Annotated in this window: 23 protein-coding genes and 1 pseudogene; 10 read left to right on the plus strand and 14 right to left on the minus strand. The window is 61.8% G+C overall.

The window, feature by feature from the left end; all coding sequences use genetic code 11:
- Entirely contained in the window at window positions 1-327 is a 327-nt protein-coding gene (locus NIBR502773_RS11495; RefSeq protein WP_003215457.1) for a DUF1820 family protein, read from the minus strand.
- A gap of 131 nt (window positions 328-458) precedes the next feature.
- Here NIBR502773_RS11495 and miaB point away from each other — a divergent pair, with 131 nt between their 5' ends.
- From miaB to lnt, 5 genes are all read left to right on the plus strand, one after another.
- Window positions 459-1787: a tRNA (N6-isopentenyl adenosine(37)-C2)-methylthiotransferase MiaB gene (miaB, locus tag NIBR502773_RS11500; protein ID WP_027605252.1), complete on the plus strand. Its 1329-nt coding sequence runs from the start codon at window positions 459-461 to the stop codon at window positions 1785-1787.
- A 214-nt stretch (window positions 1788-2001) separates the two neighbouring features.
- Window positions 2002-3006, plus strand: coding sequence for a PhoH family protein (locus tag NIBR502773_RS11510; RefSeq protein WP_053138073.1), 1005 nt, complete (start codon window positions 2002-2004; stop codon window positions 3004-3006).
- On the plus strand, window positions 2999-3457 hold the full coding sequence (ybeY, locus tag NIBR502773_RS11515; protein WP_027605250.1) for an rRNA maturation RNase YbeY: 459 nt from the start codon (window positions 2999-3001) through the stop codon (window positions 3455-3457). Before NIBR502773_RS11510 ends, ybeY begins: the two co-directional genes overlap by 8 nt.
- Window positions 3458-3499: 42 nt before the next feature.
- Window positions 3500-4339 carry an HlyC/CorC family transporter gene (locus tag NIBR502773_RS11520; RefSeq protein WP_005791724.1) on the plus strand — a complete coding sequence of 280 codons (840 nt, stop codon included), beginning with the start codon at window positions 3500-3502 and terminating at the stop codon, window positions 4337-4339.
- A gap of 8 nt (window positions 4340-4347) precedes the next feature.
- On the plus strand, window positions 4348-5871 hold the full coding sequence (gene lnt / locus NIBR502773_RS11525; RefSeq protein ID WP_141156093.1) for an apolipoprotein N-acyltransferase: 1524 nt from the start codon (window positions 4348-4350) through the stop codon (window positions 5869-5871).
- A gap of 62 nt (window positions 5872-5933) precedes the next feature.
- Here lnt and NIBR502773_RS11530 read toward each other — a convergent pair whose 3' ends face one another.
- Together NIBR502773_RS11530 and NIBR502773_RS11535 are read right to left on the minus strand one after the other, a co-directional pair.
- Window positions 5934-6695, minus strand: coding sequence for a YdcF family protein (locus tag NIBR502773_RS11530; RefSeq protein ID WP_141156094.1), 762 nt, complete (start codon window positions 6693-6695; stop codon window positions 5934-5936).
- Between the two features lie 97 nt (window positions 6696-6792).
- Complete coding sequence (locus NIBR502773_RS11535; protein ID WP_115487516.1) at window positions 6793-7110, minus strand: hypothetical protein; 318 nt, start codon at window positions 7108-7110, stop codon at window positions 6793-6795.
- Window positions 7111-7371: 261 nt separating this feature from the next.
- Here NIBR502773_RS11535 and leuS point away from each other — a divergent pair, with 261 nt between their 5' ends.
- The 5 genes from leuS to NIBR502773_RS11560 all read left to right on the plus strand — a co-directional run bounded on the left by leuS (window position 7372) and on the right by NIBR502773_RS11560 (window position 13449).
- Window positions 7372-9978, plus strand: a complete 2607-nt coding sequence (gene leuS / locus NIBR502773_RS11540) for a leucine--tRNA ligase (protein WP_141156095.1) — start codon at window positions 7372-7374, stop codon at window positions 9976-9978.
- 88 nt (window positions 9979-10066) lie between these two features.
- The gene (gene lptE / locus NIBR502773_RS11545) at window positions 10067-10672 is read left to right on the plus strand and encodes an LPS assembly lipoprotein LptE (RefSeq protein WP_065938361.1); all 606 of its coding nucleotides are present in this window, start codon (window positions 10067-10069) and stop codon (window positions 10670-10672) included.
- A 39-nt stretch (window positions 10673-10711) separates the two neighbouring features.
- Window positions 10712-11749 (plus strand): DNA polymerase III subunit delta, encoded by a 1038-nt coding sequence (gene holA, locus NIBR502773_RS11550; RefSeq protein ID WP_141156096.1) that lies wholly within the window; start codon window positions 10712-10714, stop codon window positions 11747-11749.
- 148 nt (window positions 11750-11897) lie between these two features.
- The gene (gene arfA / locus NIBR502773_RS11555) at window positions 11898-12062 is read left to right on the plus strand and encodes an alternative ribosome rescue factor ArfA (RefSeq protein ID WP_003176285.1); all 165 of its coding nucleotides are present in this window, start codon (window positions 11898-11900) and stop codon (window positions 12060-12062) included.
- Window positions 12063-12123: 61 nt separating this feature from the next.
- Window positions 12124-13449 carry a lytic murein transglycosylase gene (locus NIBR502773_RS11560; RefSeq protein ID WP_065938363.1) on the plus strand — a complete coding sequence of 442 codons (1326 nt, stop codon included), beginning with the start codon at window positions 12124-12126 and terminating at the stop codon, window positions 13447-13449.
- A 68-nt stretch (window positions 13450-13517) separates the two neighbouring features.
- Here the strand turns inward: NIBR502773_RS11560 and NIBR502773_RS11565 are convergent.
- From NIBR502773_RS11565 to rsfS, 11 genes and pseudogenes are all read right to left on the minus strand, one after another.
- Window positions 13518-14437, minus strand: a pseudogene (locus NIBR502773_RS11565) (LD-carboxypeptidase).
- Window positions 14438-14592: 155 nt separating this feature from the next.
- The gene (gene lipA / locus NIBR502773_RS11570; protein ID WP_057444888.1) at window positions 14593-15594 is read right to left on the minus strand and encodes a lipoyl synthase; all 1002 of its coding nucleotides are present in this window, start codon (window positions 15592-15594) and stop codon (window positions 14593-14595) included.
- Between the two features lie 26 nt (window positions 15595-15620).
- Window positions 15621-16268, minus strand: coding sequence for a lipoyl(octanoyl) transferase LipB (gene lipB, locus NIBR502773_RS11575; RefSeq protein ID WP_027605241.1), 648 nt, complete (start codon window positions 16266-16268; stop codon window positions 15621-15623).
- Window positions 16268-16543 carry a DUF493 domain-containing protein gene (locus tag NIBR502773_RS11580; RefSeq protein WP_027605240.1) on the minus strand — a complete coding sequence of 92 codons (276 nt, stop codon included), beginning with the start codon at window positions 16541-16543 and terminating at the stop codon, window positions 16268-16270. Before NIBR502773_RS11580 ends, lipB begins: the two co-directional genes overlap by 1 nt.
- Before the next feature lie 84 nt (window positions 16544-16627).
- Window positions 16628-17785 carry a D-alanyl-D-alanine carboxypeptidase family protein gene (locus NIBR502773_RS11585; protein ID WP_027605239.1) on the minus strand — a complete coding sequence of 386 codons (1158 nt, stop codon included), beginning with the start codon at window positions 17783-17785 and terminating at the stop codon, window positions 16628-16630.
- A 176-nt stretch (window positions 17786-17961) separates the two neighbouring features.
- Complete coding sequence (locus NIBR502773_RS11590) at window positions 17962-18960, minus strand: septal ring lytic transglycosylase RlpA family protein (RefSeq protein WP_141156097.1); 999 nt, start codon at window positions 18958-18960, stop codon at window positions 17962-17964.
- Window positions 18960-19970, minus strand: a complete 1011-nt coding sequence (mltB, locus tag NIBR502773_RS11595) for a lytic murein transglycosylase B (RefSeq protein ID WP_027605237.1) — start codon at window positions 19968-19970, stop codon at window positions 18960-18962. Before mltB ends, NIBR502773_RS11590 begins: the two co-directional genes overlap by 1 nt.
- A gap of 17 nt (window positions 19971-19987) precedes the next feature.
- On the minus strand, window positions 19988-21091 hold the full coding sequence (gene rodA / locus NIBR502773_RS11600) for a rod shape-determining protein RodA (protein ID WP_051429342.1): 1104 nt from the start codon (window positions 21089-21091) through the stop codon (window positions 19988-19990).
- 31 nt (window positions 21092-21122) lie between these two features.
- Window positions 21123-23021, minus strand: a complete 1899-nt coding sequence (gene mrdA / locus NIBR502773_RS11605) for a penicillin-binding protein 2 (protein ID WP_065938366.1) — start codon at window positions 23019-23021, stop codon at window positions 21123-21125.
- 15 nt (window positions 23022-23036) lie between these two features.
- Complete coding sequence (gene rlmH, locus NIBR502773_RS11610) at window positions 23037-23504, minus strand: 23S rRNA (pseudouridine(1915)-N(3))-methyltransferase RlmH (protein WP_003176297.1); 468 nt, start codon at window positions 23502-23504, stop codon at window positions 23037-23039.
- Between the two features lie 9 nt (window positions 23505-23513).
- The gene (gene rsfS, locus NIBR502773_RS11615; RefSeq protein ID WP_003176298.1) at window positions 23514-24008 is read right to left on the minus strand and encodes a ribosome silencing factor; all 495 of its coding nucleotides are present in this window, start codon (window positions 24006-24008) and stop codon (window positions 23514-23516) included.
- Between the last annotated feature and the right edge of the window lie 2 nt (window positions 24009-24010).

The raw sequence follows: 24010 nt of genomic DNA on the forward strand, positions 1-24010 counted from the left end.
CTACTTCTCAGGCATCGGCATCGGAAACGGCATGACATTGCTCATGCCCCGGGCTTCGCTGATTTTCGGCGTGCCCAGGCGCTCGACTTCGTCGATGCGCACGATCGAATGCATCGGCACAAAACTGCGCACCACGCCTTCGAACTGAGCCTTGAGTTTTTCCTCGCCCGGGTCGACGACCAGCTGTGTGCGCTCGCCAAAGACGAACTCTTCCACTTCCAGGAAACCCCACAGATCACTTTGATAGATCTGCTTGGCGTACATTTCGAACACCTGGCCCTGGTTGAGGAAAATCACCTTATAGATTGGAGCTTCACGTTTGGTCATGGTGGGTGAGGAACACATGGGGGATATAAAAGAGGGCGCGAACTATAGCATGGCACCCGATGCACAGTGCTAGGAACCGATGGGCATGACCCCTATAATGCGCGGTTCTTTACCACCAGTTGACGATTCCCATGGCCAAGAAGCTTTATATCGAAACCCACGGTTGCCAGATGAACGAGTACGACAGCTCGCGCATGGTCGACCTGCTGGGTGAACACCAGGCCCTGGAAGTCACCGCCCGCGCCGAAGATGCCGACGTGATCCTGCTCAATACCTGCTCGATCCGCGAGCGGGCCCAGGACCGTGTGTACTCGCAGCTGGGCCGCTGGCGCGAATTGAAACTGGCCAACCCGGACATGGTGATCGCCGTCGGCGGTTGCGTGGCCAGCCAGGAAGGCGCCGCGATCCGCGACCGTGCGCCGTATGTCGACGTGGTCTTCGGCCCACAGACCCTGCACCGTCTGCCGGAAATGATCGACGCCGCACGCATCACCAAGCTGCCCCAGGTCGACGTCTCGTTCCCGGAAATCGAAAAATTCGACCACCTGCCCGAACCGCGCATCGACGGGCCGAGCGCCTACGTGTCGGTGATGGAAGGCTGCAGCAAGTACTGCACCTTCTGTGTGGTGCCCTACACCCGTGGTGAAGAGGTCAGCCGGCCGTTTGACGACGTGCTCGCAGAAATCATCCACCTGGCCGAAAACGGTGTGCGCGAAGTGACCCTGCTGGGCCAGAACGTCAACGGCTATCGCGGCCTGACCCACGACGGGCGCCTGGCTGACCTGGCGGAGTTGATCCGCGTGGTCGCTGCGGTGGATGGCATCGAACGCATTCGCTACACCACCTCGCACCCGCTGGAATTCTCCGACAGCCTGATCCAGGCCCATGCCGACGTACCGGAACTGGTCAAGCACCTGCACTTGCCGGTGCAGTCGGGCTCGGACCGCATCCTCTCGGCGATGAAACGCAACCACACCGCCCTGGAATACAAATCCAAACTGCGTAAATTGCGCGCCGCAGTGCCAGGCATCTGCATCAGTTCGGACTTTATCGTCGGCTTCCCCGGCGAAACCGAGAAAGACTTCCAGCAGACCATGAAGCTGATCGAAGACGTCGGTTTCGACTTTTCCTACTCGTTCGTCTACAGCCAGCGCCCCGGCACCCCGGCGGCGGACCTGCTGGACGAAACCCCGGAAGCACTGAAAAAAGAGCGCTTGAACGCGCTGCAACATCGCCTCAACCAGCAGGGTTTCGAGATCAGCCGACAAATGGTCGGTTCGATCCAGCGCATCCTGGTCACCGACTACTCGAAAAAAGACCCTGGTGAATTGCAGGGCCGTACCGAGAACAACCGGATCGTCAACTTCCGTTGCGATAATCCGACATTGATCGGTCAGTTTGCCGACGTGCATATCGATGCGGCGCAACCGCACTCGCTGCGCGGCTCGCTGGTGCAATAAACCAAGTTTCTGTAGGAGCGAGCTTGCCCGCGAAAAACCTGAGGGCACCGCGTATATTCAGGCTGCACGCGTTATCGTTGACGTTTTTCGCGAGCAAGCTCGCTCCTACAGAATCGCCGTCAGCCAATATGCTCCGTTTAAGTGCTTTCGCACCCGGCGTGCTGGCGTTATCCTCTCTTTCACCTAAACAGCCAAAGGGCGGCTAAAAGCAACCTTGAACGCACCCATAGCAGAACCCCATCGTTTTCTCCTCGAGCCCTTTGAGGCTCGCCGTTTCGCCAACCTGTGCGGACAGTTCGACGAGCACCTGCGCCTGATCGAACAACGCCTGAGCATCGAGATCCGCAATCGCGGCAATCAGTTCGAGCTTATTGGTGAACCTCAACACACCACGTCTGCAGAAAACCTGCTGCGCCGCCTCTACCGTGAAACCAAGGGTAGCGAGCTGTCGCCGGAAACGGTGCACCTGTACCTGCAGGAATCCGCCGTGGAAGACCTGGCCAACAACCCGGTGGCCGAAGCCAGCGTGGCCCTGCGCACCAAAAAAGGCATGATTCGCCCGCGCGGCTTGAATCAGCAGCGCTACGTCAAGGAAATCCTCGGCAACGACATCAACTTCGGCATCGGCCCCGCCGGTACCGGCAAGACCTACCTGGCCGTGGCCTGTGCGGTCGACGCCCTGGAGCGCGAGCAAGTACGCCGTATCCTGCTGGTGCGCCCAGCGGTCGAGGCCGGTGAAAAACTCGGCTTCCTTCCCGGCGACCTGGCCCAGAAGATCGACCCGTACCTGCGCCCGCTCTACGACGCGCTGTACGAGATGCTCGGCTTTGAATACGTGGCCAAGCTGATCGAGCGCCAGGTGATCGAGATCGCCCCGCTGGCCTACATGCGCGGCCGCACCTTGAACAACAGCTTCATCATCCTCGACGAAAGCCAGAACACCACCGTCGAGCAGATGAAGATGTTCCTCACCCGGATCGGTTTCGGCTCCACCGCCGTGATCACCGGTGACGTCACCCAGGTCGACCTGCCCAAGGGCACCAAGTCCGGCCTGGCCCAGGTGATCGAGGTGCTCAAGGACGTGCCGGGTATCAGCTTCACGCACTTCATGCCCAAGGACGTGGTCCGCCACCCGCTGGTGCAGCGCATTGTCGAAGCCTACGAGCGCTTCGACCACCGCGATGACGCACCGGCCAAGGACGTTCGCCGCGATGCTTGAGCTTGACCTGCAGCTGGCCACCGAAGCGCCCGCCCCCAGCGAAGAACAGTTCCGTCAGTGGTGCGCCCTGGCCCTGCGCCAGCGCAGCGCCGACTCGGAACTGACCATCCGCCTGGTGGACGAGCCCGAGGGCCGCGAGCTGAACCACACCTGGCGCCAGAAGGATTACGCGACCAACGTGCTGTCGTTTCCTGCGGACGTACCCGATGAGTTGCTGGACATCCCCTTGCTGGGCGACCTGGTGATCTGCGTCGAGGTGGTCGAGCGTGAAGCGAAGGAACAAGGCAAGGAACTTGAGGCTCACTGGGCCCATCTAGTCATCCACGGCTGCTTGCATCTCTTGGGTTACGACCATATAGACGATGAAGAAGCCGAGGAAATGGAAGCACTGGAACGAACGTTGCTTGCAGAATTGGGCCACCCGGATCCATATGCAGACGACGAAAACTGATCAACACTCAACTGTCACATCAAAGGATTTAGAGTAATCGCTATGAGCGAAGACCGATCGAGCAACGGGCAAAAGTCATGGCTGGGTAAACTGACCCAGGCTTTTGCCCACGAGCCGAAAAACCGCCAGGAGCTGCTGGAGCTGCTGCGCGAGGCCCACCAGAACAAGTTGCTGGACAGCGAAGCGCTGGCCATCGTCGAAGGCGCCATCCAGGTGGCTGACCTGCAGGTTCGGGACATCATGGTCCCGCGCTCGCAGATGATCAGCATCAAGGCGACCCAGACCCCACGGGAATTCCTCCCGGCCGTGATCGACTCGGCGCACTCGCGCTACCCGGTGATCGGCGAAAGCCATGACGACGTCATGGGTGTCCTGCTGGCCAAGGACCTGCTGCCGCTGATCCTCAAGGAGAACGGTGACAGCTTCAACATCAAGGACCTGCTGCGCCCGGCCACCTTCGTGCCCGAATCCAAGCGCCTGAATGTGCTGCTGCGCGAATTTCGCGCCAACCACAATCACATGGCCATTGTGATCGACGAATACGGCGGCGTGGCGGGCCTGGTGACCATCGAAGACGTGCTGGAACAGATCGTCGGCGACATCGAAGACGAACACGACGTCGAAGAAGACAGCTATATCAAGCCGCTGCCCAGCGGTGACTTCCTGGTCAAGGCGCTGACGCCGATCGAGAACTTCAATGAGTTTTTCGACAGCGAATTCTCCGACGACGAGTTCGACACCGTCGGTGGCCTGGTGATGAGTGCGTTCGGGCACCTGCCAAAGCGTAACGAAACCACCGAGATCGGCGCCTATCGCTTCCGCATCCTGAATGCCGACAGCCGCCGCATCCACTTGATTCGCCTGACACCTATTGCCCGCTAAGGATTGATATGCGCCGTCTGACCCGCCCCGGCTGGCCCGGTAATCTGCTGGCCGTGGTGGCCGGCGCCATCACCACCCTGGCGCTGGCGCCGTTCGACCTGTGGCCATTTGCACTGGTTGCGGTCGGATTGTTCTATATCGGGCTGCGGGAGCTGACGCCGCGCCAGGCCCTGGGCCGTGGCTGGTGCTTCGGGTTCGGCCTGTTTGGCGCCGGCACCAGCTGGATCTACTACAGCATCCACCACTTCGGCGGCGCTTCGGTGCTGCTGGCGGGGTTCCTGATGCTGTTGTTCACCGCCGCCATTGCCTGGTTCTTCGCCCTGCCCGCCTGGCTGTGGGCGCGCTGGCTGCGTCGCAATGAAGCGCCGTTGGCGGATGCGCTCACGTTTGCCGCGTTGTGGGTCGGCCAGGAAGCCTTTCGCGGCTGGTTCCTCACCGGATTCCCGTGGTTGTACTCCGGTTACAGCCAGCTCGACGGCCCCCTCACCGGCCTGGCGCCAGTGGGCGGGATGTGGCTGATTTCCTTTGCCCTGGCACTGACGGCGGCCCTGCTGTGCAACCTGCCACGCCTGTTGGCCGGCAAACGCAATGGGTTTATCGGCGCCGGCCTGGTGTTGCTGGTAGCGCCCTGGGCCATCGGCCTGGCGCTCAAGCATCATGCCTGGACCACGCCGTCCGGCGCGCCGCTGAGCGTTGCCGCGATCCAGGGCAACGTCGAACAAAGCATGAAGTGGGACCCGGAGCAGCTCAATGCGCAGCTCGCGCTGTACCGCGACATGAGCTTCAGCTCCAAGCCGGTCGACCTGCTGGTGTGGCCGGAAACGGCGGTGCCGGTGCTCAAGGAGTCCGTCGAGGGCTACCTGGGGATGATGGGCAAGTTTGCGGCCGACCGACACACCGCGCTGATCACCGGCGTGCCGATTCGCCAGGAAGTGCATCACCAGAAGCGCTACTTCAACGGCATCACCGTGGTGGGTGAAGGTGACGGCACCTACCTCAAGCAGAAACTGGTGCCGTTTGGCGAGTACGTGCCGCTGCAGGACATGCTGCGCGGCCTGATTGCCTTCTTCGACCTGCCCATGTCGGACTTCGCCCGGGGCCCTGCCGACCAGCCGATGCTGCAAGCCAAGGGCTATCAGATTGCGCCGTTCATTTGCTACGAAGTGGTATACCCGGAGTTCGCCGCCGGCCTTTCAGCCCAGAGCGACCTGCTGCTGACCATCAGCAATGACACCTGGTTCGGCCGCTCCATCGGCCCCTTGCAGCACCTGCAAATGGCGCAGATGCGTGCGCTGGAGGCTGGCCGCTGGATGATCCGCGCCACCAATAATGGCGTGACCGGGTTGATCAACCCGTTTGGGCAGATCACCGTGCAGATCCCGCAGTTCGAACGCGGCATTCTCTACGGCGAAGTGGTGCCGATGCACAACCTTACGCCGTACCTGCAATTGCGCTCGTGGCCGCTGATCATCGTGTGCCTGGCGCTGTTTGGTTGGACGTTGCTGGCAGGCCGGATGGCCAAAACCGTTTAAGAGCCAACGCGAAACAAAGTGTGGGAGGGGGCAAGCCCCTTCCCACATTTTGATTGGCGGCGTTATCGATAGAACAACCGGTAGCCTAGCTGCCCCACCGCTTCATTGATCAACTGCCCGCTCTGCCACACCGACTTGAACTCCGGCATCCAGCCGCCCAGCGGCCGGGCGTTGTCCACGCCCAGGAACCCCACCGGTGCCGGCACCACGGTGAAGCCGGCCTTTTCAAAACTCCACACCGACCGCGGCATGTGCCAGGCCTGGGTCACCACCACCACACGCTTGATGCCCTCGGGCAATAGAATCCCGGCACTCATCTGCGCGTTTTCCCAGGTGGTGCGGCTGCGTTCCTCCTTCCAGCGCACATCGACGCCGAAGTCATCCTGCATCGACACCGCCATCAACTGCGCCTCGCTGGGCGGCGTACCGTAATGCAGGCCACCGGTGGTCAGCACCGGCAGCCCGGAGGCCTTGGCCAGTCGCGCGGCATACCGCTGGCGCTCCAGGCCGATACCGGTCGGCTGATCAGAACCCCATGCCGGGTCGCCGCGCTCGCGTCCCGAGCCCAGCACCACAATGGCATCGGCGCGCTGGGCCAGGGTCGACCAGTCTTCACGGGCCAACGGTGGTTCGGTCTCCAGGGCACGTGCGCCCCACTCCACCGCCACCGGCAGGCTGATCAACCACATGCCGCCAAACCCGAGGGCAAAACAGCAGCCGGCCAAACGGGGACGGCTGCGACGAAACCACCAGGCAAGGGCCAGCAGCAGCAAAAGAATGCCGGGTGGCAGGAGCAGTTGTTTGATGAAATAACGAATAGGCATCGGGCATCTCCATAGATGCCCGAAGCCTAAGGTGTAACGGGGTTTAGCGACAATCTTTACAGTGACATGGCACGATGATGTGTTCCTGGGGAGTGAACTACTTGAAGCGGGCGGACCGGAGCCTTTCCGGGCCACGACCGGCCGACAAGTCCTTGAGCCACACCACCTTGGCTGAGTGCGTAGGCTCTTTGGCTGGCGGGGTTGCCACCCAAGGAGGCGCACTGCGCCTATTACGTTCCAGGTAAGCTTTGATCAGTTCCAGCTCCGCACGGCTCAAGCCGCGCAGTTCCAACTCGACGGGCCGTTCATCACGCAATCGGCCCGCGGTCCTCGCTGCATCCAATGCACGACCCAATCGGTCGATCAGTCCTTCGTAGATTTCCGGTTTCGTTGCGATTCGCTGCGATTCAACCATCCCCTCACCTCATTGAAGAAAGACTTGCTCCCCAATAAACAGCGTAGTCCCCGTGGGTGCGCCTGCCCGGCGCCGCGACAGACGGCCCTTGCCGCGCAATCAGGGTTTCCCTCGATAGAGTGGGGTCATGTATGCTACGGCGCTTCCTGTAACTCCACTTCCCGCAGGGTTTGGGCACGGACGCGCCACTTTTTGGTGTCGAACAACCTGAACGTTGCACCGAAGAGGATTAGGCCACCCCTATTCAGTTCAAAAGTAGCCATGCACGAACAATATCAGCCCCGTGAAATAGAAAATGCCGCCCAAACCTTCTGGGACGAGCAAAAGTCCTTTGAAGTCAGTGAACAGCCAGGCAAGGAGACGTTCTATTGCCTGTCGATGTTCCCTTACCCCAGCGGCAAGCTACACATGGGGCATGTGCGCAACTACACCATCGGCGACGTCATCTCCCGCTACCAGCGCATGCAGGGCAAGAACGTCCTGCAACCCATGGGTTGGGACGCCTTCGGCATGCCGGCGGAAAACGCCGCGATGAAAAACAACGTGGCCCCTGCCAAGTGGACCTACGAAAACATCGCCTACATGAAGACCCAGCTGCGCAGCCTGGGCCTGGCGGTGGACTGGTCCCGCGAAGTCACCACCTGCAAGCCGGATTACTACCGTTGGGAACAGTGGCTGTTCACCCGCCTGTTCGAAAAAGGGGTGATCTACAAAAAAAGCGGCACCGTGAACTGGGACCCGATCGACCAGACCGTCCTCGCCAACGAGCAGGTGATCGACGGTCGCGGCTGGCGCTCCGGCGCGGTGATCGAAAAGCGCGAAATCCCGATGTACTACTTCAAGATCACCGCCTACGCGGATGAACTGTTGTCTAGCCTCGACGATTTGCCGGGCTGGCCTGAACAGGTCAAGACCATGCAGCGCAACTGGATCGGCAAGTCCAAGGGCATGGAAGTGCAGTTCCCGTACAACGTCGACTCCATCGGCGAAGCGGGCGCACTCAAAGTTTTCACCACCCGTCCGGACACCCTGATGGGCGCGACCTACGTCGCCGTGGCTGCCGAGCACCCGTTGGCCACCCAAGCCGCACAGAACAATCCTGAGCTGCAGGCGTTCATCGCCGAATGCAAAGGTGGCAGCGTGGCCGAAGCCGATGTCGCCACCCAGGAGAAAAAAGGCCTGCCGACCGGCCTGTTCGTCGAGCACCCGCTGACCGGCGAGAAGTTGCCGGTATGGGTCGCCAACTACGTGCTGATGCACTACGGCGATGGCGCCGTAATGGCTGTGCCGGCCCACGACGAGCGCGATTTTGAATTTGCGGTCAAATACAACCTGCCGATCAAGTCCGTGGTCCGGACCAGTTCGGGCGACACCAACCCGGCCCCATGGCAGGACGCTTACAACGAGCACGGCACGCTGATCAACTCCGGTGAGTTCGACGGCCTGGACTTCGCCGGTGCCTTCGACGCCATCGAAGTCGCATTGATCAAGAAGAATCTCGGTGCCTCGCGCACCCAGTTCCGCCTGCGCGACTGGGGCATCAGCCGCCAGCGCTACTGGGGCTGCCCGATCCCGATCATCCACTGCCAGACCTGCGGTGACGTACCGGTGCCGGAAGACCAGTTGCCGGTCGTCCTGCCGGAAGACGTGGTGCCGGACGGCGCCGGTTCGCCATTGGCGCGCATGCCCGAGTTCTACGAATGCAGTTGCCCGAAATGCGGCCAGCCTGCCAAGCGTGAAACCGACACCATGGACACCTTCGTCGAGTCCTCGTGGTACTACGCCCGCTACGCCTCGCCGCACTATGAAGGCGGCCTGGTGGAAAAATCCGCAGCCGACCACTGGTTGCCGGTGGATCAGTACATCGGCGGTATCGAACACGCCATCCTTCACCTGCTGTATGCGCGCTTCTTCCACAAGCTGATGCGCGACGAAGGCCTGGTGAGTTCCAACGAACCGTTCAAGAACCTGCTGACCCAGGGCATGGTGATCGCCGAGACCTACTATCGTCGCGAAGCCAATGGCGCCTACACCTGGTTCAACCCGGCGGACGTCGAGCTTGAGCGCGACAGCAAAGCCAAGGTCATCAGCGCCAGACTGATCGCCGACGGCCTGCCGGTGGAAATCGGCGGCACCGAGAAGATGGCCAAGTCGAAGAACAACGGCGTCGACCCTCAGTCGATGATCGACCAGTTCGGCGCCGACACCTGTCGCCTGTTCATGATGTTCGCCTCGCCGCCTGACATGAGCGCCGAATGGTCCGATTCCGGCGTCGAAGGCTCGCACCGTTTCCTCAAGCGCGTCTGGCGCCTGGCGCACGCCCATGTCAGCCAGGGCCTGCCGGCCAAGCTGGACGTGGCGTCGTTGAGCGACGAGCAGAAACTCATTCGCCGCAGCACCCACCTGGCCATCAAGCAAGCCAGCCAGGACGTGGGCCAGAACCACAAGTTCAACACCGCCATCGCCCAGGTGATGACGCTGATGAACGTGCTGGAAAAAGCCCCGCAAGCCACGGAACAGGATCGCGCACTGGTACAGGAAGGCCTGGAAACGGTCACCCTGCTGCTGGCGCCGATCACGCCGCACATCAGCCACGAACTTTGGAGCCGCCTGGGCCACACAGATGCTGTGATTGATGCGCGCTGGCCAGTACAGGATGACAGCGCCCTGGTACAGGACACGCTGCAACTGGTGATCCAGGTCAACGGTAAACTGCGCGGCCAGATCGACATGCCGGCCAGTGCCAGCCGTGAAGAAGTCGAAGCGGCCGCACGGGTCAACGAGAACGTACTGCGCTTTACCGAAGGCCTGACGATCCGCAAGGTGATCGTGGTGCCTGGCAAACTGGTCAATATCGTCGCTAGCTAATCGGATCGGGCGTGGGGCTCAAGCCCTGCGCCGAACAAAGCCTTCAGGGCCTCGATAAGGCCCACATGGTTTCAAGGGGAGCAACAAAATGATCAAACGCAATCTGCTGGTTATGGGTCTCGCCGTACTGCTGAGCGCTTGCGGCTTCCAGCTGCGCGGCACCGGCACCAATAACCTGACGATCAAGGAACTGGACCTCAGCGCTCGCGACGCCTACAGCGAAACAGTGACCCAACTGCGGCAGGTCCTGGAAAACAGCGGCGTGCACGTCTATACCGGCGCGACCTACAAGCTGTTCCTGGCTAACGAGAAAGAAACCCAGCGTAGCCTGAGCTACGCCAGCGCCGGGCGTGCGTCCGATGTCGAACTGAGCACCGTGCTCAGTTTTGAAATCCAGGGCCGCGACCACCTGCCGCTGATGAATGACAACATCCAGGTGCAGAAGATCGTCAGCCACGACGGTAACAACCTGGTGGGTTCGGACTCCGAAATCATCCAGGTACGCCAGGAAATGCGTCGCGAACTGGTGCAACGCATGATGCTGCGCCTGTCGATGCTGACTCCGCAACAACTCGAAACCTTGCAGCAACGTGCTGACGACAAGGCCAAGGCCGATGCCGACGCGCTGAAAGCAGCGAAAGAGTACGAAGACAACACGCCGAAACAATCGCCTGTTGAAGTCCCTGTCGAGTAAGCCAGACGGGGCGCCCCAGGCGCCCCGTTCACCCTGCCTATGAAACTCGCCCCCGCCCAACTCGCCAAACACCTGCAAGGTGGCCTCGCGCCTGTCTACATCGTCAGCGGTGATGACCCGCTGCTGTGCCAGGAAGCCGCCGACACCATCCGTAGCGCCGCACGCCAGCAAGGCTTCGATGAACGCCAGGTATTCAGCGCCGACGCCAGTTTCGACTGGGGCACGCTGCTGCAAGCCGGTGCAAGCATGTCGCTGTTCGCCGAAAAACGCCTGCTGGAGCTGCGCCTGCCTTCGGGCAAGCCCGGCGACAAGGGCGCGGTTGCACTGATGGAATACTGCTCGCGGCCCGCCGAAGACACGGTGTTGCTGATCAGCCTGCCCAAGCTCGACGGCAGCGCGCAGAAGACCAAGTGGGGCAAGGCCCTGGTGGAAGGGGCGCAGACCCAGTTCATCCAGATCTGGCCAGTGGACAGCAATCAGCTGCCGCAATGGATTCGCCAACGCCTGTCACAGGCGGGACTGTCCGCAACACAGGATGCAGTGGAGCTGATCGCCGCGCGGGTCGAAGGCAACTTGCTTGCCGCTGCCCAGGAGATCGAAAAGCTCAAGCTGATGGCCGAAGACGGGCAGATTACCGTCGAGACCGTCCAGGGCGCAGTGGCAGACAGTGCACGTTTTGACGTGTTCGGGCTGGTGGATGCGATTCTCAATGGCGAGCCCGCCCATGCCCTGCGCATGCTCGAAGGCCTGCGTGGCGAAGGTGTGGAGCCACCGGTGATTCTCTGGGCCCTGGCCCGGGAACTACGGGTATTGGCCAATATTGCCCTGCAATACAGCCAGGGCACGCCTCTGGACAAGTGCTTCAGCCAGGCGCGACCACCGGTGTGGGACAAGCGCAAACCCCTGATGAGCAAAGCCCTGCAACGGCACTCGGCGCAACGCTGGGCGCAGCTGTTGCTGGAAGCGCAGCGCATTGATGCACAGATCAAGGGCCAGGCCGCGGGTTCACCGTGGATGAGCTTGAGCCGTTTATCGCTGTTGATGGCCGGTCAGCGCCTGACATTACCAGCGGAATAATCCTAGCGTCCAAACACCACAGAACCCATGTGGGAGGGAGCAAGCCCCCTCCCACATTTTTGAGTGCGTTTACAATTCATGGGCTTTACAGCTACCTGACTTCGGCAGACTATTTGCGCCGCACCTCCCCCTATCAAGAGCATCGACCATGAGCAAAAAGCCATCCAAGCATGGCCCCAACAAGGCCAAATCCATCATCGCCCAGCCACTGTTCCGCAGCCGTCAGGAACGCGCCGGCAAGGGCAAAGGCAGCTACCGCCGCGAAGCCTTCCAGTCTAATAGCTGGGAGGCTTCTTACTTTCTGGCCGCCTGAAGGCAAGCGCCCCTCTGGCATGATAAGGTCTGTGCCTGATTTGTAATTCCTGGACCTGTGCATGCCCTCTTGTCTTTCCCGTCGTTGGCACCTTCGCCAATTGATCGCTGCCTCCAGCCTCATTCTGCTTGTCGCCTGCGCGGAAAAACCCACCGCCGCCGATGCCCAACCCTTGCCGAAGCTCCAGACCGCCCCCGTGGCAGCCCCTGCCGTGGTGGCCCCGCTGGCCGTGGACAATCTCGACATCCAACCGACCCAGACCTTTGCTGAATGGCAGGCCGGTTTTCGCGCGCAAGCCCTGCAAGCCGGCATCACGGCCGACGTTTTCGACACCGCATTCGCCAATGTCACCCCCGATATGGCGGTGATCCGCGCCGACCGCAGCCAGCCGGAGTTTTCCCGCCCTGTGTGGGAATACCTCGACGGTGCCCTGTCGCCCGTGCGCGTACGCAATGGCCAGGCACTGCTGGTCAAGTACGCTGACATCCTGCAAAGCATCGAGCAGCGTTATGGCGTCGACCGCCAGGCGCTGGTCTCGGTATGGGGCATGGAAAGTAACTTCGGCCAGTTCCAGGGCAATAATTCGGTGATCCGCTCCCTGGCGACCCTGGCCTATGAAGGCCGTCGCCCGGCCTTTGCCCAAGCGCAATTGCTGGCGGCGTTGCAGATCATCCAGCACGGCGACATCGCCGCCGACCAGATGAAGGGCTCCTGGGCCGGGGCCATGGGCCAGACCCAGTTCATTCCGACCACTTACAACACCCACGCGGTGGACTTCGATGGCGACGGTCGTCGCGACATCTGGAACAGCCCGGCCGACGCCCTCGCATCGACCGCGCACTACCTGCAAAGCTCAGGCTGGCAGAAGGGCCAGCCGTGGGGCTTTGAAGTCAAGCAATTGCCGGCGAACTTCGACTACGCCCTGGCTGACGGCGGCGTGCGCAAGAGCATTGCCGATTGGATGAAACTGGGCATTCAGCTGCCACCGGGCGCGAGCATGCCGCCGAACGTCGACCAACTGTCCGCTGCCCTGCTGCTGCCGGCAGGCTACCGTGGCCCGGCGTTCCTGGTGCTGGATAACTTCCGTGCGATCCTCAAGTACAACAACTCGTCGTCCTACGCACTGGCGGTTGGCCTGTTGTCGGAGCGCTTTGGCGGCGGCGGTGTGATCCGTGGTGACTGGCCCAAGGATGAGCTGCCGCTGAGTCGCTCCCAGCGCATTGATCTGCAGACGGCGTTGAGCGCCAATGGTTATGACGCGGGCAACCCGGACGGGATTATCGGCGCCAACACGCGCAAGGCGATTCGGGCGGCGCAGCAGGCGTTGGGCTGGCCGGCGGATGGGTATCCGACAGTGAAGTTGCTGGAGTCGCTGCAAAACCGATAGATCCGCCTATGGCGACTACCGCAATCGGGGGCAAGCCCCCGATTGCGGTTTAGCAAACGCCAGCAGATTCAGGACCTGAAGACTACATCCTGCTCCAACACCACCCGCTGCTCCCCCGCATCCAGCCGTACCAACGCACCCATCGGCAGCGTCAGGTTCGGATCGCAATGCCCGCTGCGCCAGCCGGCCAGCACCGGTATGCGCAACGGCTCGAACGTCTGCTTCAGCAAGCGCTCCAGCGCCACGTTATCCACACCCGCCACATCCCCGACCAGTACCCCGGCGACCTGGGCCAACTTGCCCGCCAGACGCAGCTGGGTCAACAGGCGGTCGATGCGGTAGATCGGCTCGTTGACGTCTTCGATAAACAGGATGATGCCTTCTGCGTCGATTTCGTATGGTGTGCCCATGACCGCCGCAATCATCGACAGATTCCCCCCCAGCAAGCGCCCACAGGCAATGCCAGGCTCGATCGTGGTCAGCGGGTACGCCACCGGGTGCGCAAGCACGCTGCCGGCGCCCAACTGGCCGCGCAGAAGGCTGAACAATGACGACTCGGTAGGGGTTGCTTGCCGCCGAGCAGGTCGGCGTTGAGCATCGGGCCGTGGAAAGTCACGAAACCGGCGTAACGGTTGATTGCCAGGTGCAGGGCGGTGATGTCGCTATAGCCGACGAACGGCTTGGGATTGGCACGCAGCAGGTCGAAATCCAGCGCGTCGAGCAGCCGTGGCGTGCCATAACCACCGCGCAGACACAAGATAGCGTCGATGTGTGGATCGGCAAAAGCCGCGTGCAGGTCACGCAGGCGCACGGCATCGCTGCCGGCGAGGTAGCCGTCGCGCTCATAGACACCGGGGAAAATTCGCAGATCGTAGCCGCGCGTGCGCATCCATTGGCCGGCCTTTTCAACGTCCAGCACGGCGGGGCCGGCGGGGGCGATCAGGGCGATGGTGCCTTCAGAACGAAGGGCTGGAACAGCGGCGGTCATACACAACTCTCCCTAACTAACGCGCAGCGAAATGTGGGAGGGGGCTTGCCCCCGATTGCGGTGGATCAGCCAGCACATGTGGCGACTGACATACCGCAATCGGGGGCAAGCCCCCTCCCACATAAGCCCCCTCCCACACTGGGTCTGAACCCCGATCAGGAAACCAGGCTAGCCTTGACCAGCTTGGCCTGCTCATCGGCGTGGTACGAAGAACGTACCAGCGGGCCCGAGGCGACGTTCTTGAAGCCCATCTTGTAGCCTTCCTCGGCGAACCAGGCGAAGGTGTCCGGGTGCACGAAACGCTGCACCGGCAAGTGGCTGCGCGACGGTTGCAGGTATTGGCCCAGGGTCAGCATGTCGATGTCGTGTTCGCGCATGCGCTTCATGACTTCGATCACTTCTTCGTCGGTCTCGCCCAGGCCGAGCATCAAGCCGGATTTGGTCGGGATGTGCGGCATCATCTGCTTGAATTTCTGCAGCAGGGTCAGCGACCACTGGTAGTCCGAACCTGGACGCGCGGCCTTGTACAGGCGAGGCACGGTTTCCAGGTTGTGGTTGAACACATCCGGCGGCTCGGCAGCGGTGATTTCCAGCGCAACGTCCATGCGGCCACGGTAGTCAGGCACCAGGGTCTCGAGCATCACGTTCGGCGACAGTTTGCGGATTTCGCGGATGCAGTCGGCAAAGTGCTGGGCACCGCCGTCGCGCAGGTCATCACGGTCAACCGAGGTGATCACAACGTATTTGAGTTTCAGGTCGGCAATGGCGATAGCCAGGCTTTCCGGTTCGTTGACGTCCAGCGGCTTCGGCCGGCCATGGCCGACGTCGCAGAACGGGCAACGACGGGTGCAGATGTCACCCATGATCATGAAGGTGGCGGTGCCGCCGGAGAAGCATTCACCCAGGTTCGGGCAGGACGCTTCTTCACACACGCTGTGCAGCTTGTGCTTGCGCAGCAGGGCCTTGATACGGTCGACTTCCGGCGAAACCGGGATGCGCACGCGGATCCAGTCGGGCTTCTTCGGCAACTCGGTGGTCGGGATGATCTTGACCGGGATGCGTGCAACCTTCTCGGCGCCGCGCAGCTTGACGCCGGCTTCCACCTTGGCACGCGGGGCCGGGGCCGGACGCTCGGTGATGTCCAGCGTCGGGATCATGGTTTGCACTGCATCAGTAGTCATAATCAGTCGATTCCGCCCGTGAGGGTCGTCTGCTCAGCATAGTCGAGGTGTTTGACGAGCTGCGCACGCAGCCGGGCACTTACCTCGGCAAATTTAATCGGTGTGGCGTGGTCGCTCAGTTGGGTCATTGCCAGCCCGGCATAACCGCAAGGGTTGATGCGCCGGAACGGTGCCAGGTCCATGTCCACGTTCAGGGCCAGGCCATGAAAGGAACAACCGTGGCGAATGCGCAAACCGAGGGAGGCGATTTTCGCGCCGTCCACATACACACCGGGTGCATCGGGCTTGGCCGCGGCGCTCACGCCATAACTGGCCAACAGCTCGATCAGGCAAGCCTCCATGCGGCTCACCAGGTCGCGCACGCCAAAACCCAGCTTGCGCACGTCCAGTAGCAGGTACGCCACCAGTTGACCGGGCCCATGGTAAGTCACTTGGCCACCTCGGTCGACCTGCACCACCGGAATATCCCCCGGCAGCAGCAGATGTTCGGCCTTGCCGGCCTGGCCCTGGGTGAACACCGGTGGATGTTCCACCAACCAGATTTCGTCGGGCGCCGAAGTACCGCGTTCATTCGTGAACCGCTGCATGGCGTGCCAGACGGGCTCGTAGTCCATCCGGCCGAGCTCGCGAAAGCCCAGGACCTGTGACATCACAGCACCATGTGCACGAAGCCGGTGGCCCGCAGTTCGCTATTGATGTCGTAGAGCTGGTCTTGACCGGTCGCAACGATGTGCAACTGGATCGTGGTGTACTTACCGTTGGTGCTCGAACGCTCGTCCACCCGGTTGTCATTGATCGTCGCGTGTTTACGCACGATATCCAGGATTCTGTCTTTGTTGCCTACACCGGTATCGCTGATCACCTTGACGGGATAATCCGTCACCGGGAATTCGATCTTTGGCGCCTTTACTTCTTTATCGGTCATGGCAGAACGGCCTCGTAAGCGGTAAGCCGTGGCGACGGCAAAGCCCCGCGTCGGATCAACGCGGGGCTTTGCAGGTGCACACAATCAGTTGAACAAGCCGTAGAAGAATAGACGGATGCTATCCCAGACGCGGCGGAAGATACCACCTTCGTCGACGGCGTCCAGCGCGATCAGGTCGGCGCTGTGCACCACCTTGTCGTCCAGCTTCACTTCGACTTTACCGATCACGTCGCCCTTGGCGATTGGCGCAACCAATTGCGGGTTCATGGTCATGCTGGCGGCGAGCTTTTTCAGCTGGCCTTTTGGCATGGTCAGGGTCAGGTCTTCAGCCAGGCCGGCCTTGACTTGCGAGGTCGCGCCTTTCCATACCGGCGCGGTCGCCAGTTCAGCACCCTTCTGGTAGAAGGTCTGGGTTTCGAAGAAGCGGAAACCGTAGGTCAGCAGTTTTTGCGTCTCGGCCGCACGGGCCTGCTCGCTGTTGGTGCCGAAGACCACGGCGATCAGGCGCTGGCCATCACGTACCGCGGACGACACCATGCAGTAGCCGGCTTCGTCGGTGTGGCCGGTTTTCAGGCCATCGACGGTCTTGTCGCGCCACAGCAACAGGTTGCGGTTAGGCTGCTTGATGTTGTTCCAGAAGAATTCCTTCTGGGAGTAGATCGCGTAGTGCACCGGGTCGACACGAATGATCGCGCGCGCCAGGATCGCCATGTCGTGAGCCGACGAGTAGTGCTCAGGGTTTGGCAGGCCGGTCGGGTTCATGAAGTGGCTGTTGGTCATGCCCAGGTCGGCCACGGTTTTGTTCATCATGTCGGCGAACGCGTCTTCGCTGCCGGCGATGTGCTCGGCCAGGGCGACGCTGGCGTCGTTACCGGACTGGATGATGATGCCGTGCAGCAGGTCGCTCACAGTGACTTGCGAGCCGACCTTGATGAACATCCGCGAACCGCCGGTACGCCAGGCGTTTTCGCTGACGGTCACCGGGTCGTTTTCGCCGATCTGGCCGCGACGGATTTCCAGGGTCGCGATGTAGGCGGTCATCAGCTTGGTCAGGCTGGCCGGTGGCAGGCGCTGGTCACCGTTGCTCTCGACCAGCACGTTGCCACTGGCGGCATCCATGAGGACCCAGGACTTGGCGGCCAGTTGCGGTGAAGCCGGTACCATTTCAACCGCCCAGGCGGCCGGGGTGATGATCAGCGAAAGAAGCAGGCACGTGCGTTTGGCTAAGGTGGTGATGTTCATCCGTCTCTCGAAATTGCTTATGGAAACTTGCCCTCGCGGGCAAAACTTATTCAGACAGCCCGCTACCAGACTGTCGCGTGTTCGGTTGCCCGCTCACCCCTTGCCCCTGGGTTTTATTGTTCAACGAGCCAACAACCAGGGTCCAGGCCCGCATGCGAGCCTCAACCATCAATTTATTATTCGGCAGTGACCACGCTGGGTTGCCCCAGGTTGGCCAGGCGCACACTGTTCTGCACTTGCGCAACCTCGCTCGGCGAACCGATCGGGCCCATGCGCACACGGTGCAACGTTTGCTGGTTACGCACGATGGAGCTGATGAATACAGGCGCGCTGACCATGCTGCTGAGCTTGGACCTTAACAGTTCTGCCGCATCCGGGTTGGCGAAAGCCCCCACTTGCAGGTATTGCCCGCCCGCGACCGCGGCGCCCGGTGCTGCATGGGGCACGACCACCGTATCCGGTGCGTGCTGCTGCGGTGGCGGTGTCCATTGTTCGATCTTGCCGGTGGATGCCGTCACTTGCGGCTGCGCACTCTGCGGCTCGTTGAGCATCAACGGCGCGGGCTTGCCACGCTGGGCCCAGTACTGCGCCGGATCGATGCCTTCGACCTTGACCCGCGCGGTACCGGTTTCGGCATAGCCGAGTTTTTTTGCGGCGGCGTAGGACAAGTCGATAATGCGATCCGAATAGAACGGCCCACGGTCGTTGACCCGCAGGATCACCGTGCGGTTGTTGTCCAGGTTGGTCACGCGAACATAGCTGGGCAGCGGCAAGGTCTTGTGGGCCGCGCTCATGCCGTACAGGTCATAGACTTCGCCGTTGGCGGTGTTCTGGCCGTGGAACTTGGTGCCATACCAGGACGCCGTGCCGGATTGCACGTAGGTCTTGGAGTCCTGCAGCGGGAAGTAGGACTTGCCCAGCACCGTATAGGGGTTGGCCTTGTACGGGCCGGTGTGCAGGGTCGGCGTGGCGTCCGGGATCTTCGACACGTCGACATCCCACCACGGTGCGCCATCTTTGTGCGCGCGGTTGATGTCCAGCCCTGGCTGGGAACGCACCGCGGTGCCGCCGGACTTCTGTACCGGGCCACGGCTGGTGGAACAACTGACGACGAGCAGGGACAACGCGGCGAACGCCACCAGCTTGAGCGGTTGATTGAACGGCGATGCCCGCATTACTTGTTGCCCCGTGCTTGGACCAGCATGTCTGACAGCTGATGCACGGCCATGGCGTACATCACACTGCGGTTATAACGCGTGATTGCGTAGAAATTCTTCAGGCCCATCCAGTATTCAGGGCCGTTTTCACCTTCGAGTCGGAATGCCGTCACCGGCATATCGTCGCGTGGCGCATTCTGACTCGACCAGCCCAGCGCCCGCAACTCCCCGACGGTCTTGGCCGGCTCGATACCCTGGGTCAGGCCTTCATCGGCACGCTCCCCGCTGACGTCGGCGCGGATCACCACCGGCTCGCCACCGACCCAGCCATGGCGCTTGAAGTAGCTGGCCACACTGCCGATGGCATCGTCCGGATTGCTCCATATATTGATGTGCCCGTCACCGTCGAAATCCACCGCGTAGGCGCGAAAGCTGCTCGGCATGAACTGCGGCAAGCCCATCGCACCGGCGTAGGAACCCTTGAGGGTCAGCGGGTCGACCTGCTCTTCACGGGCCAACAGCAGGAACTCACGCAGTTCCTTGCGGAAAAAGTCGGCGCGCGGCGGGTAATCGAAGCCCAGGGTCGACAAAGCGTCGATCACCCGGTAACTGCCGGTATTGCGCCCGTAGAAGGTTTCAATACCAATGATCGCAACGATGACCTGGGCCGGCACGCCGTATTCCTGCTCGGCGCGGGCCAACACGGCCTCGTGCTGGCGCCAGAAGTCCACCCCCCGGGCCACCCGGGCGTCGGTGAGGAACATCGGACGGTATTCCTTCCACTGTTTCACGCGCTCGGCGGGGCGAGAAATCGCGTCGAGGATCGCCTGCTTGCGCTGGGCTTCGCGGAACACGCCCATCAGCTGTTCACCGGCGAAGCCGTAGTCGCGGGTCATTTCACCGACGAATTCGGCGACCTGGGGTGAGCCATCGTAGTCACCGGCCTGCGCCTCGTGCGTTGCCCCCAGCAGCCCGATCAGGCCCATCCAGGACGCATGCCGAGTCGCCCAGCCGCGCATTACTTGCATTGACATCTTCACCTTATTCAAACCTGTGCGATCCACTTGCGATGCGTATGAATCGACATCAAAACCCCAAACGCTGACAGCAATGTCACCAGCGAAGTTCCGCCGTAGCTAATGAACGGCAACGGCACCCCAACCACCGGCAGCAGGCCACTGACCATACCGATGTTGACGAAAACGTAAACAAAAAAAGTCATGGTCAGGCTGCCGGCGAGCAATTTGCCGAACAGCGTCTGCGCCTGTGCGGTAATCACCAGGCCACGACCAATCAATAGCAAATAGATCAGCAACAACGCGCAAATGCCCACCAGGCCGAACTCTTCGCCCATCACCGCAATGATGAAGTCGGTGTGGCTTTCGGGCAGAAAGTCCAAATGCGACTGGGTGCCGAGCAGCCAGCCCTTGCCAAATACACCGCCGGAACCGATGGCCGCCTTCGACTGGATAATGTTCCAACCGGTGCCGAGCGGGTCGCTTTCGGGATCCAGGAACGTCAGGATCCGCTGTTTCTGGTAGTCGTGCATAAAGAAGAACCACATGGCCACGGCCACCGGCACTGCCGCCGCCAGCACGCTGAGGATCCAGCGCCAGCGCAGCCCGCCCATGAACAGCACGAACGCACCGCCGGCCAGGATCAGCAGCGAAGTACCGAGGTCCGGCTGGCGCACGATCAGCACAAAGGGGATGCCGATCAGAATCAGGCTGATCCCCACATGCTTGAGCTGCGGCGGCAAGGTGCGCTTGGACAGGTACCAGGCGATCGTCGCCGGCATCAGGATTTTCATGAATTCCGACGGCTGGAAGCGAATCACCCCCGGAATGTTGATCCAGCGGGTCGCGCCCATGGCGTTGTGGCCCATGACGTCCACCACCACCAGCAGCAACACCCCGGCCACATAGCCAAGCGGCACCCAGCGCGCCATGAAACGCGGCTCCAGCTGGGCGATCACCACCATGGACAGCAGGCCCAGGCCAAACGACGAAGCCTGCTTGATCAGCAAGTCCCAGTTCTTGCCGCTGGCCGAATACAGCACGAACAGGCTGCCGGCCGCCAGGGTCAGCAGCAGGATCAGCAACGGGCCATCAATGTGCATGCGCTGCAACAAAGTCGCGCGGCGACGCATCACATCCTCGCTGGAGAGGATGCGGTCAAAATTACTCTTCACTGGCCGTAACCTCTGGGGTTGAAGGGGGGCCGCCATATTCGGGCTTGAGCCTGCCGTCGTCGGCCAGCAACCAGGCGTCCATCACCTGGCGCACCACAGGCGCCGCCACACCGGAGCCGGACTCGCCGTTCTCGACCATCACCGCCACCACGATTTTCGGGTCGTCGGCCGGGGCAAAACCCACAAACAAGGCGTGGTCGCGGTGGCGTTCCTGGACCTTGGAACGGTCGTACTTCTCGCCCTGCTTGATCGCCACCACCTGGGCGGTACCACTCTTGCCGGCGATACGGTATTGCGCACCGATCGCCGCCTTGCGCGCGGTACCGCGTGCGCCGTGCATCACCTGCTGCATGCCGTGGTTGACCTTGGTCCAGTCGGACGGGTCGCGCAGTACGATGTCGGGGATCGGGTTTTCATCCACAGGCTTTTCGCCTTCGATGGTCCGGGCCAGGTGCGGACGGTTCCAGATGCCTTTGTTGGCCACCAGCGCCGTGGCCTGGGCCAGTTGCAAAGGCGTGGCCTGCATATAGCCCTGGCCGATGCCGAGGATCAGGGTTTCGCCCGGGAACCATGCCTGGCGGCGGGTCGCACGCTTCCACTCCCGCGATGGCATCAGGCCAGGGGATTCTTCAAACATATCCAGGGAGACTTTCTGACCGAGGCCGAACTTGCCCATGTAGGCGGACAAGCGGTCGATCCCCAGCTTGTGGGCCAGGTCGTAAAAATAGGTGTCGTTGGAACGCATGATCGCGGTATCCAGGTCGACATAGCCGTCACCGGTACGGTTCCAGTTGCGGTACTTGTGGTCGTAGTTGGGCAGCATGTAGTAGCCCGGGTCGAATACCCGGCTGGAAGCCGTGACCACGCCCGCGTCCAAACCGGCAATCGCCACCGCCGGCTTGATGGTCGAACCCGGCGGGTACAGGCCGCGCAACACGCGGTTGAACAGCGGCCGGTCGATGGAGTCGCGCAACTCGGCGTAGGCCTTGAAGCTGATCCCGGTCACGAACAGGTTGGGGTCGAAGCTCGGCTGGCTGACCATGGCCAGCACTTCGCCAGTCTTCGGGTCCAGCGCCACCACTGCGCCACGCCGGCCACCCAGGGCCATCTCGGCCGCTTCCTGCAGCTTGATGTCCAGGCTCAGCACAATGTCCTTGCCCGGCACCGGGTCGGTACGCTTGAGCACCCGCAGCACACGGCCGCGAGCGTTGGTCTCGACTTCTTCGTAACCCACCTGACCGTGCAGTTCGGGCTCGTAGAAACGCTCGATGCCGGTCTTGCCGATATGGTGGGTGCCGCTGTAGTTGACGGGATCGAGGCTTTTCAGCTCTTTCTCGTTGATCCGCCCCATATAGCCGACGGAGTGGGCAAAGTGCGGCCCTTGGGGATAGTGGCGCACCAGCTGCGCCACCACTTCCACACCCGGCAGGCGAAACTGGTTCACCGCGATCCGCGCAATCTGCTCTTCGGTCAGCTCGAACAGGATCGGCACCGGCTCGAATGGCCGGCGCCCCTGCTTCATGCGTTTTTCGAAGATCGCCCGATCTTCCGGGGTCAACTGCAGCACCTCGACGATGACATCGAGGACCTGCTGCCAGTCGCCGGAACGCTCACGGGTCATGCTCAGGCTGAAGCTGGGCCGGTTATCCGCCACCACCACGCCATTGCGGTCGAAGATCAGCCCACGGGTCGGCGGAATCGGCTGCACATGCACGCGGTTGTTTTCCGATAACGTGGAGTGGTAGTCGTACTGGATCACCTGCAGGAAATACAGGCGCGCAATCAGCACCCCGATCAGCGCCACCACCATGATCGCGCCAAACACCACCCGCGCGCGTACCAGACGTGCGTCTTTCTCGTGGTCCTTGATGCGGATCGGCTGGGTCATCGGGAGGGGCGCAGATTATTTGTGGTAAGGGTGCCCGGACAGAACTGTCCAGGCGCGATACAGCTGTTCACCGATCAGGATCCTTACCAACGGGTGCGGCAGCGTCAGCGCCGACAGCGACCAGCGCTGGTCCGCCCGCGCGCAGACTTCCGGCGCCAGCCCTTCGGGGCCGCCGACCATGAAGTTGACCGTGCGCGAGTCCAGACGCCAGCGATCCAGTTCCACCGCCAGTTGCTCGGTGCTCCAGGGTTTGCCGTGCACTTCGAGGGTGACGATGCGCTCGTTGGGGCCGACCTTGGCCAGCATGGCTTCGCCTTCCTGACGGATGAAGCGCGCCACGTCGGCATTCTTGCCCCGGGTGTTGAGCGGTATCTCCACCAGTTCCAGCGACAGCTCGGCGGGCAGACGCTTGGCATACTCGTGCCAGCCTTCTTCCACCCACTTGGGCATGCGTGAACCGACAGCAATCAGACGCAGGCGCACAGCCGTTCCTTATTCCTGGTCTTTGTTGAGCTTGTCGAAGTGCGCGTGGCCCACTTCCGGGCTGTGGTGCTTGCCATCGGCGGCACGGCTCTGCTCGGCGCCTTTCCACAGACGCTCCAGGTCGTAGAACTGGCGGGCATTGCTGGTCATCATGTGAACGATCACGTCGTCCATGTCCAGCAGCACCCAGTCGCTGTCGCCCTTGCCTTCTTCACCCAGCGGCTTCACGCCCTGGGCTTTGACGGCTTCGCGAACCTTGTCCAGCATCGCGCCGATCTGGCGGTTGGAGGTACCGGTGGCGATGATCATGAAGTCGGTGATGCTCTGCTTGTCGCGCACGTCCAGGACCTGGATGTCCTGGGCCTTCACGTCTTCCAGGGCGGCAACGGCGACTTTCACCAGCTCTTCGCCAGCCAGTTCCGGGCCAACGTGGGCTTCAACCGGCAGCGGGGCGCTTTTGAACGTGCCTTTGCGTTTTACTTTGCTTACGTCTTTGTTCGTCATAA

Source organism: Pseudomonas sp. NIBRBAC000502773, assembly GCF_006517195.1.
GTDB classification, from domain to species: Bacteria; Pseudomonadota; Gammaproteobacteria; order Pseudomonadales; family Pseudomonadaceae; genus Aquipseudomonas; species Aquipseudomonas marginalis.

Bases quoted from the DNA above. Each gene is read 5' to 3' on its own strand.
- NIBR502773_RS11535 (WP_115487516.1), bottom strand. From the start codon at position 7,110: ATGGTTGAATCGCAGCGAATCGCAACGAAACCGGAAATCTACGAAGGA.
- rsfS (WP_003176298.1), bottom strand. From the start codon at position 24,008: ATGACGAACAAAGACGTAAGCAAAGTAAAACGCAAAGGCACGTTCAAA.
- NIBR502773_RS11495 (WP_003215457.1), bottom strand. From the start codon at position 327: ATGACCAAACGTGAAGCTCCAATCTATAAGGTGATTTTCCTCAACCAG.
- NIBR502773_RS11585 (WP_027605239.1), bottom strand. From the start codon at position 17,785: ATGAACATCACCACCTTAGCCAAACGCACGTGCCTGCTTCTTTCGCTG.
- miaB (WP_027605252.1), top strand. From the start codon at position 459: ATGGCCAAGAAGCTTTATATCGAAACCCACGGTTGCCAGATGAACGAG.
- ybeY (WP_027605250.1), top strand. From the start codon at position 2,999: ATGCTTGAGCTTGACCTGCAGCTGGCCACCGAAGCGCCCGCCCCCAGC.
- lnt (WP_141156093.1), top strand. From the start codon at position 4,348: ATGCGCCGTCTGACCCGCCCCGGCTGGCCCGGTAATCTGCTGGCCGTG.
- rodA (WP_051429342.1), bottom strand. From the start codon at position 21,091: ATGCGTCGCCGCGCGACTTTGTTGCAGCGCATGCACATTGATGGCCCG.
- NIBR502773_RS11590 (WP_141156097.1), bottom strand. From the start codon at position 18,960: ATGCGGGCATCGCCGTTCAATCAACCGCTCAAGCTGGTGGCGTTCGCC.
- NIBR502773_RS11560 (WP_065938363.1), top strand. From the start codon at position 12,124: ATGCCCTCTTGTCTTTCCCGTCGTTGGCACCTTCGCCAATTGATCGCT.
- lipA (WP_057444888.1), bottom strand. From the start codon at position 15,594: ATGATCCCGACGCTGGACATCACCGAGCGTCCGGCCCCGGCCCCGCGT.
- mrdA (WP_065938366.1), bottom strand. From the start codon at position 23,021: ATGACCCAGCCGATCCGCATCAAGGACCACGAGAAAGACGCACGTCTG.
- holA (WP_141156096.1), top strand. From the start codon at position 10,712: ATGAAACTCGCCCCCGCCCAACTCGCCAAACACCTGCAAGGTGGCCTC.
- arfA (WP_003176285.1), top strand. From the start codon at position 11,898: ATGAGCAAAAAGCCATCCAAGCATGGCCCCAACAAGGCCAAATCCATC.
- mltB (WP_027605237.1), bottom strand. From the start codon at position 19,970: ATGCAAGTAATGCGCGGCTGGGCGACTCGGCATGCGTCCTGGATGGGC.
- leuS (WP_141156095.1), top strand. From the start codon at position 7,372: ATGCACGAACAATATCAGCCCCGTGAAATAGAAAATGCCGCCCAAACC.
- lipB (WP_027605241.1), bottom strand. From the start codon at position 16,268: ATGTCACAGGTCCTGGGCTTTCGCGAGCTCGGCCGGATGGACTACGAG.
- NIBR502773_RS11520 (WP_005791724.1), top strand. From the start codon at position 3,500: ATGAGCGAAGACCGATCGAGCAACGGGCAAAAGTCATGGCTGGGTAAA.
- lptE (WP_065938361.1), top strand. From the start codon at position 10,067: ATGATCAAACGCAATCTGCTGGTTATGGGTCTCGCCGTACTGCTGAGC.
- NIBR502773_RS11530 (WP_141156094.1), bottom strand. From the start codon at position 6,695: ATGCCTATTCGTTATTTCATCAAACAACTGCTCCTGCCACCCGGCATT.
- NIBR502773_RS11580 (WP_027605240.1), bottom strand. From the start codon at position 16,543: ATGACCGATAAAGAAGTAAAGGCGCCAAAGATCGAATTCCCGGTGACG.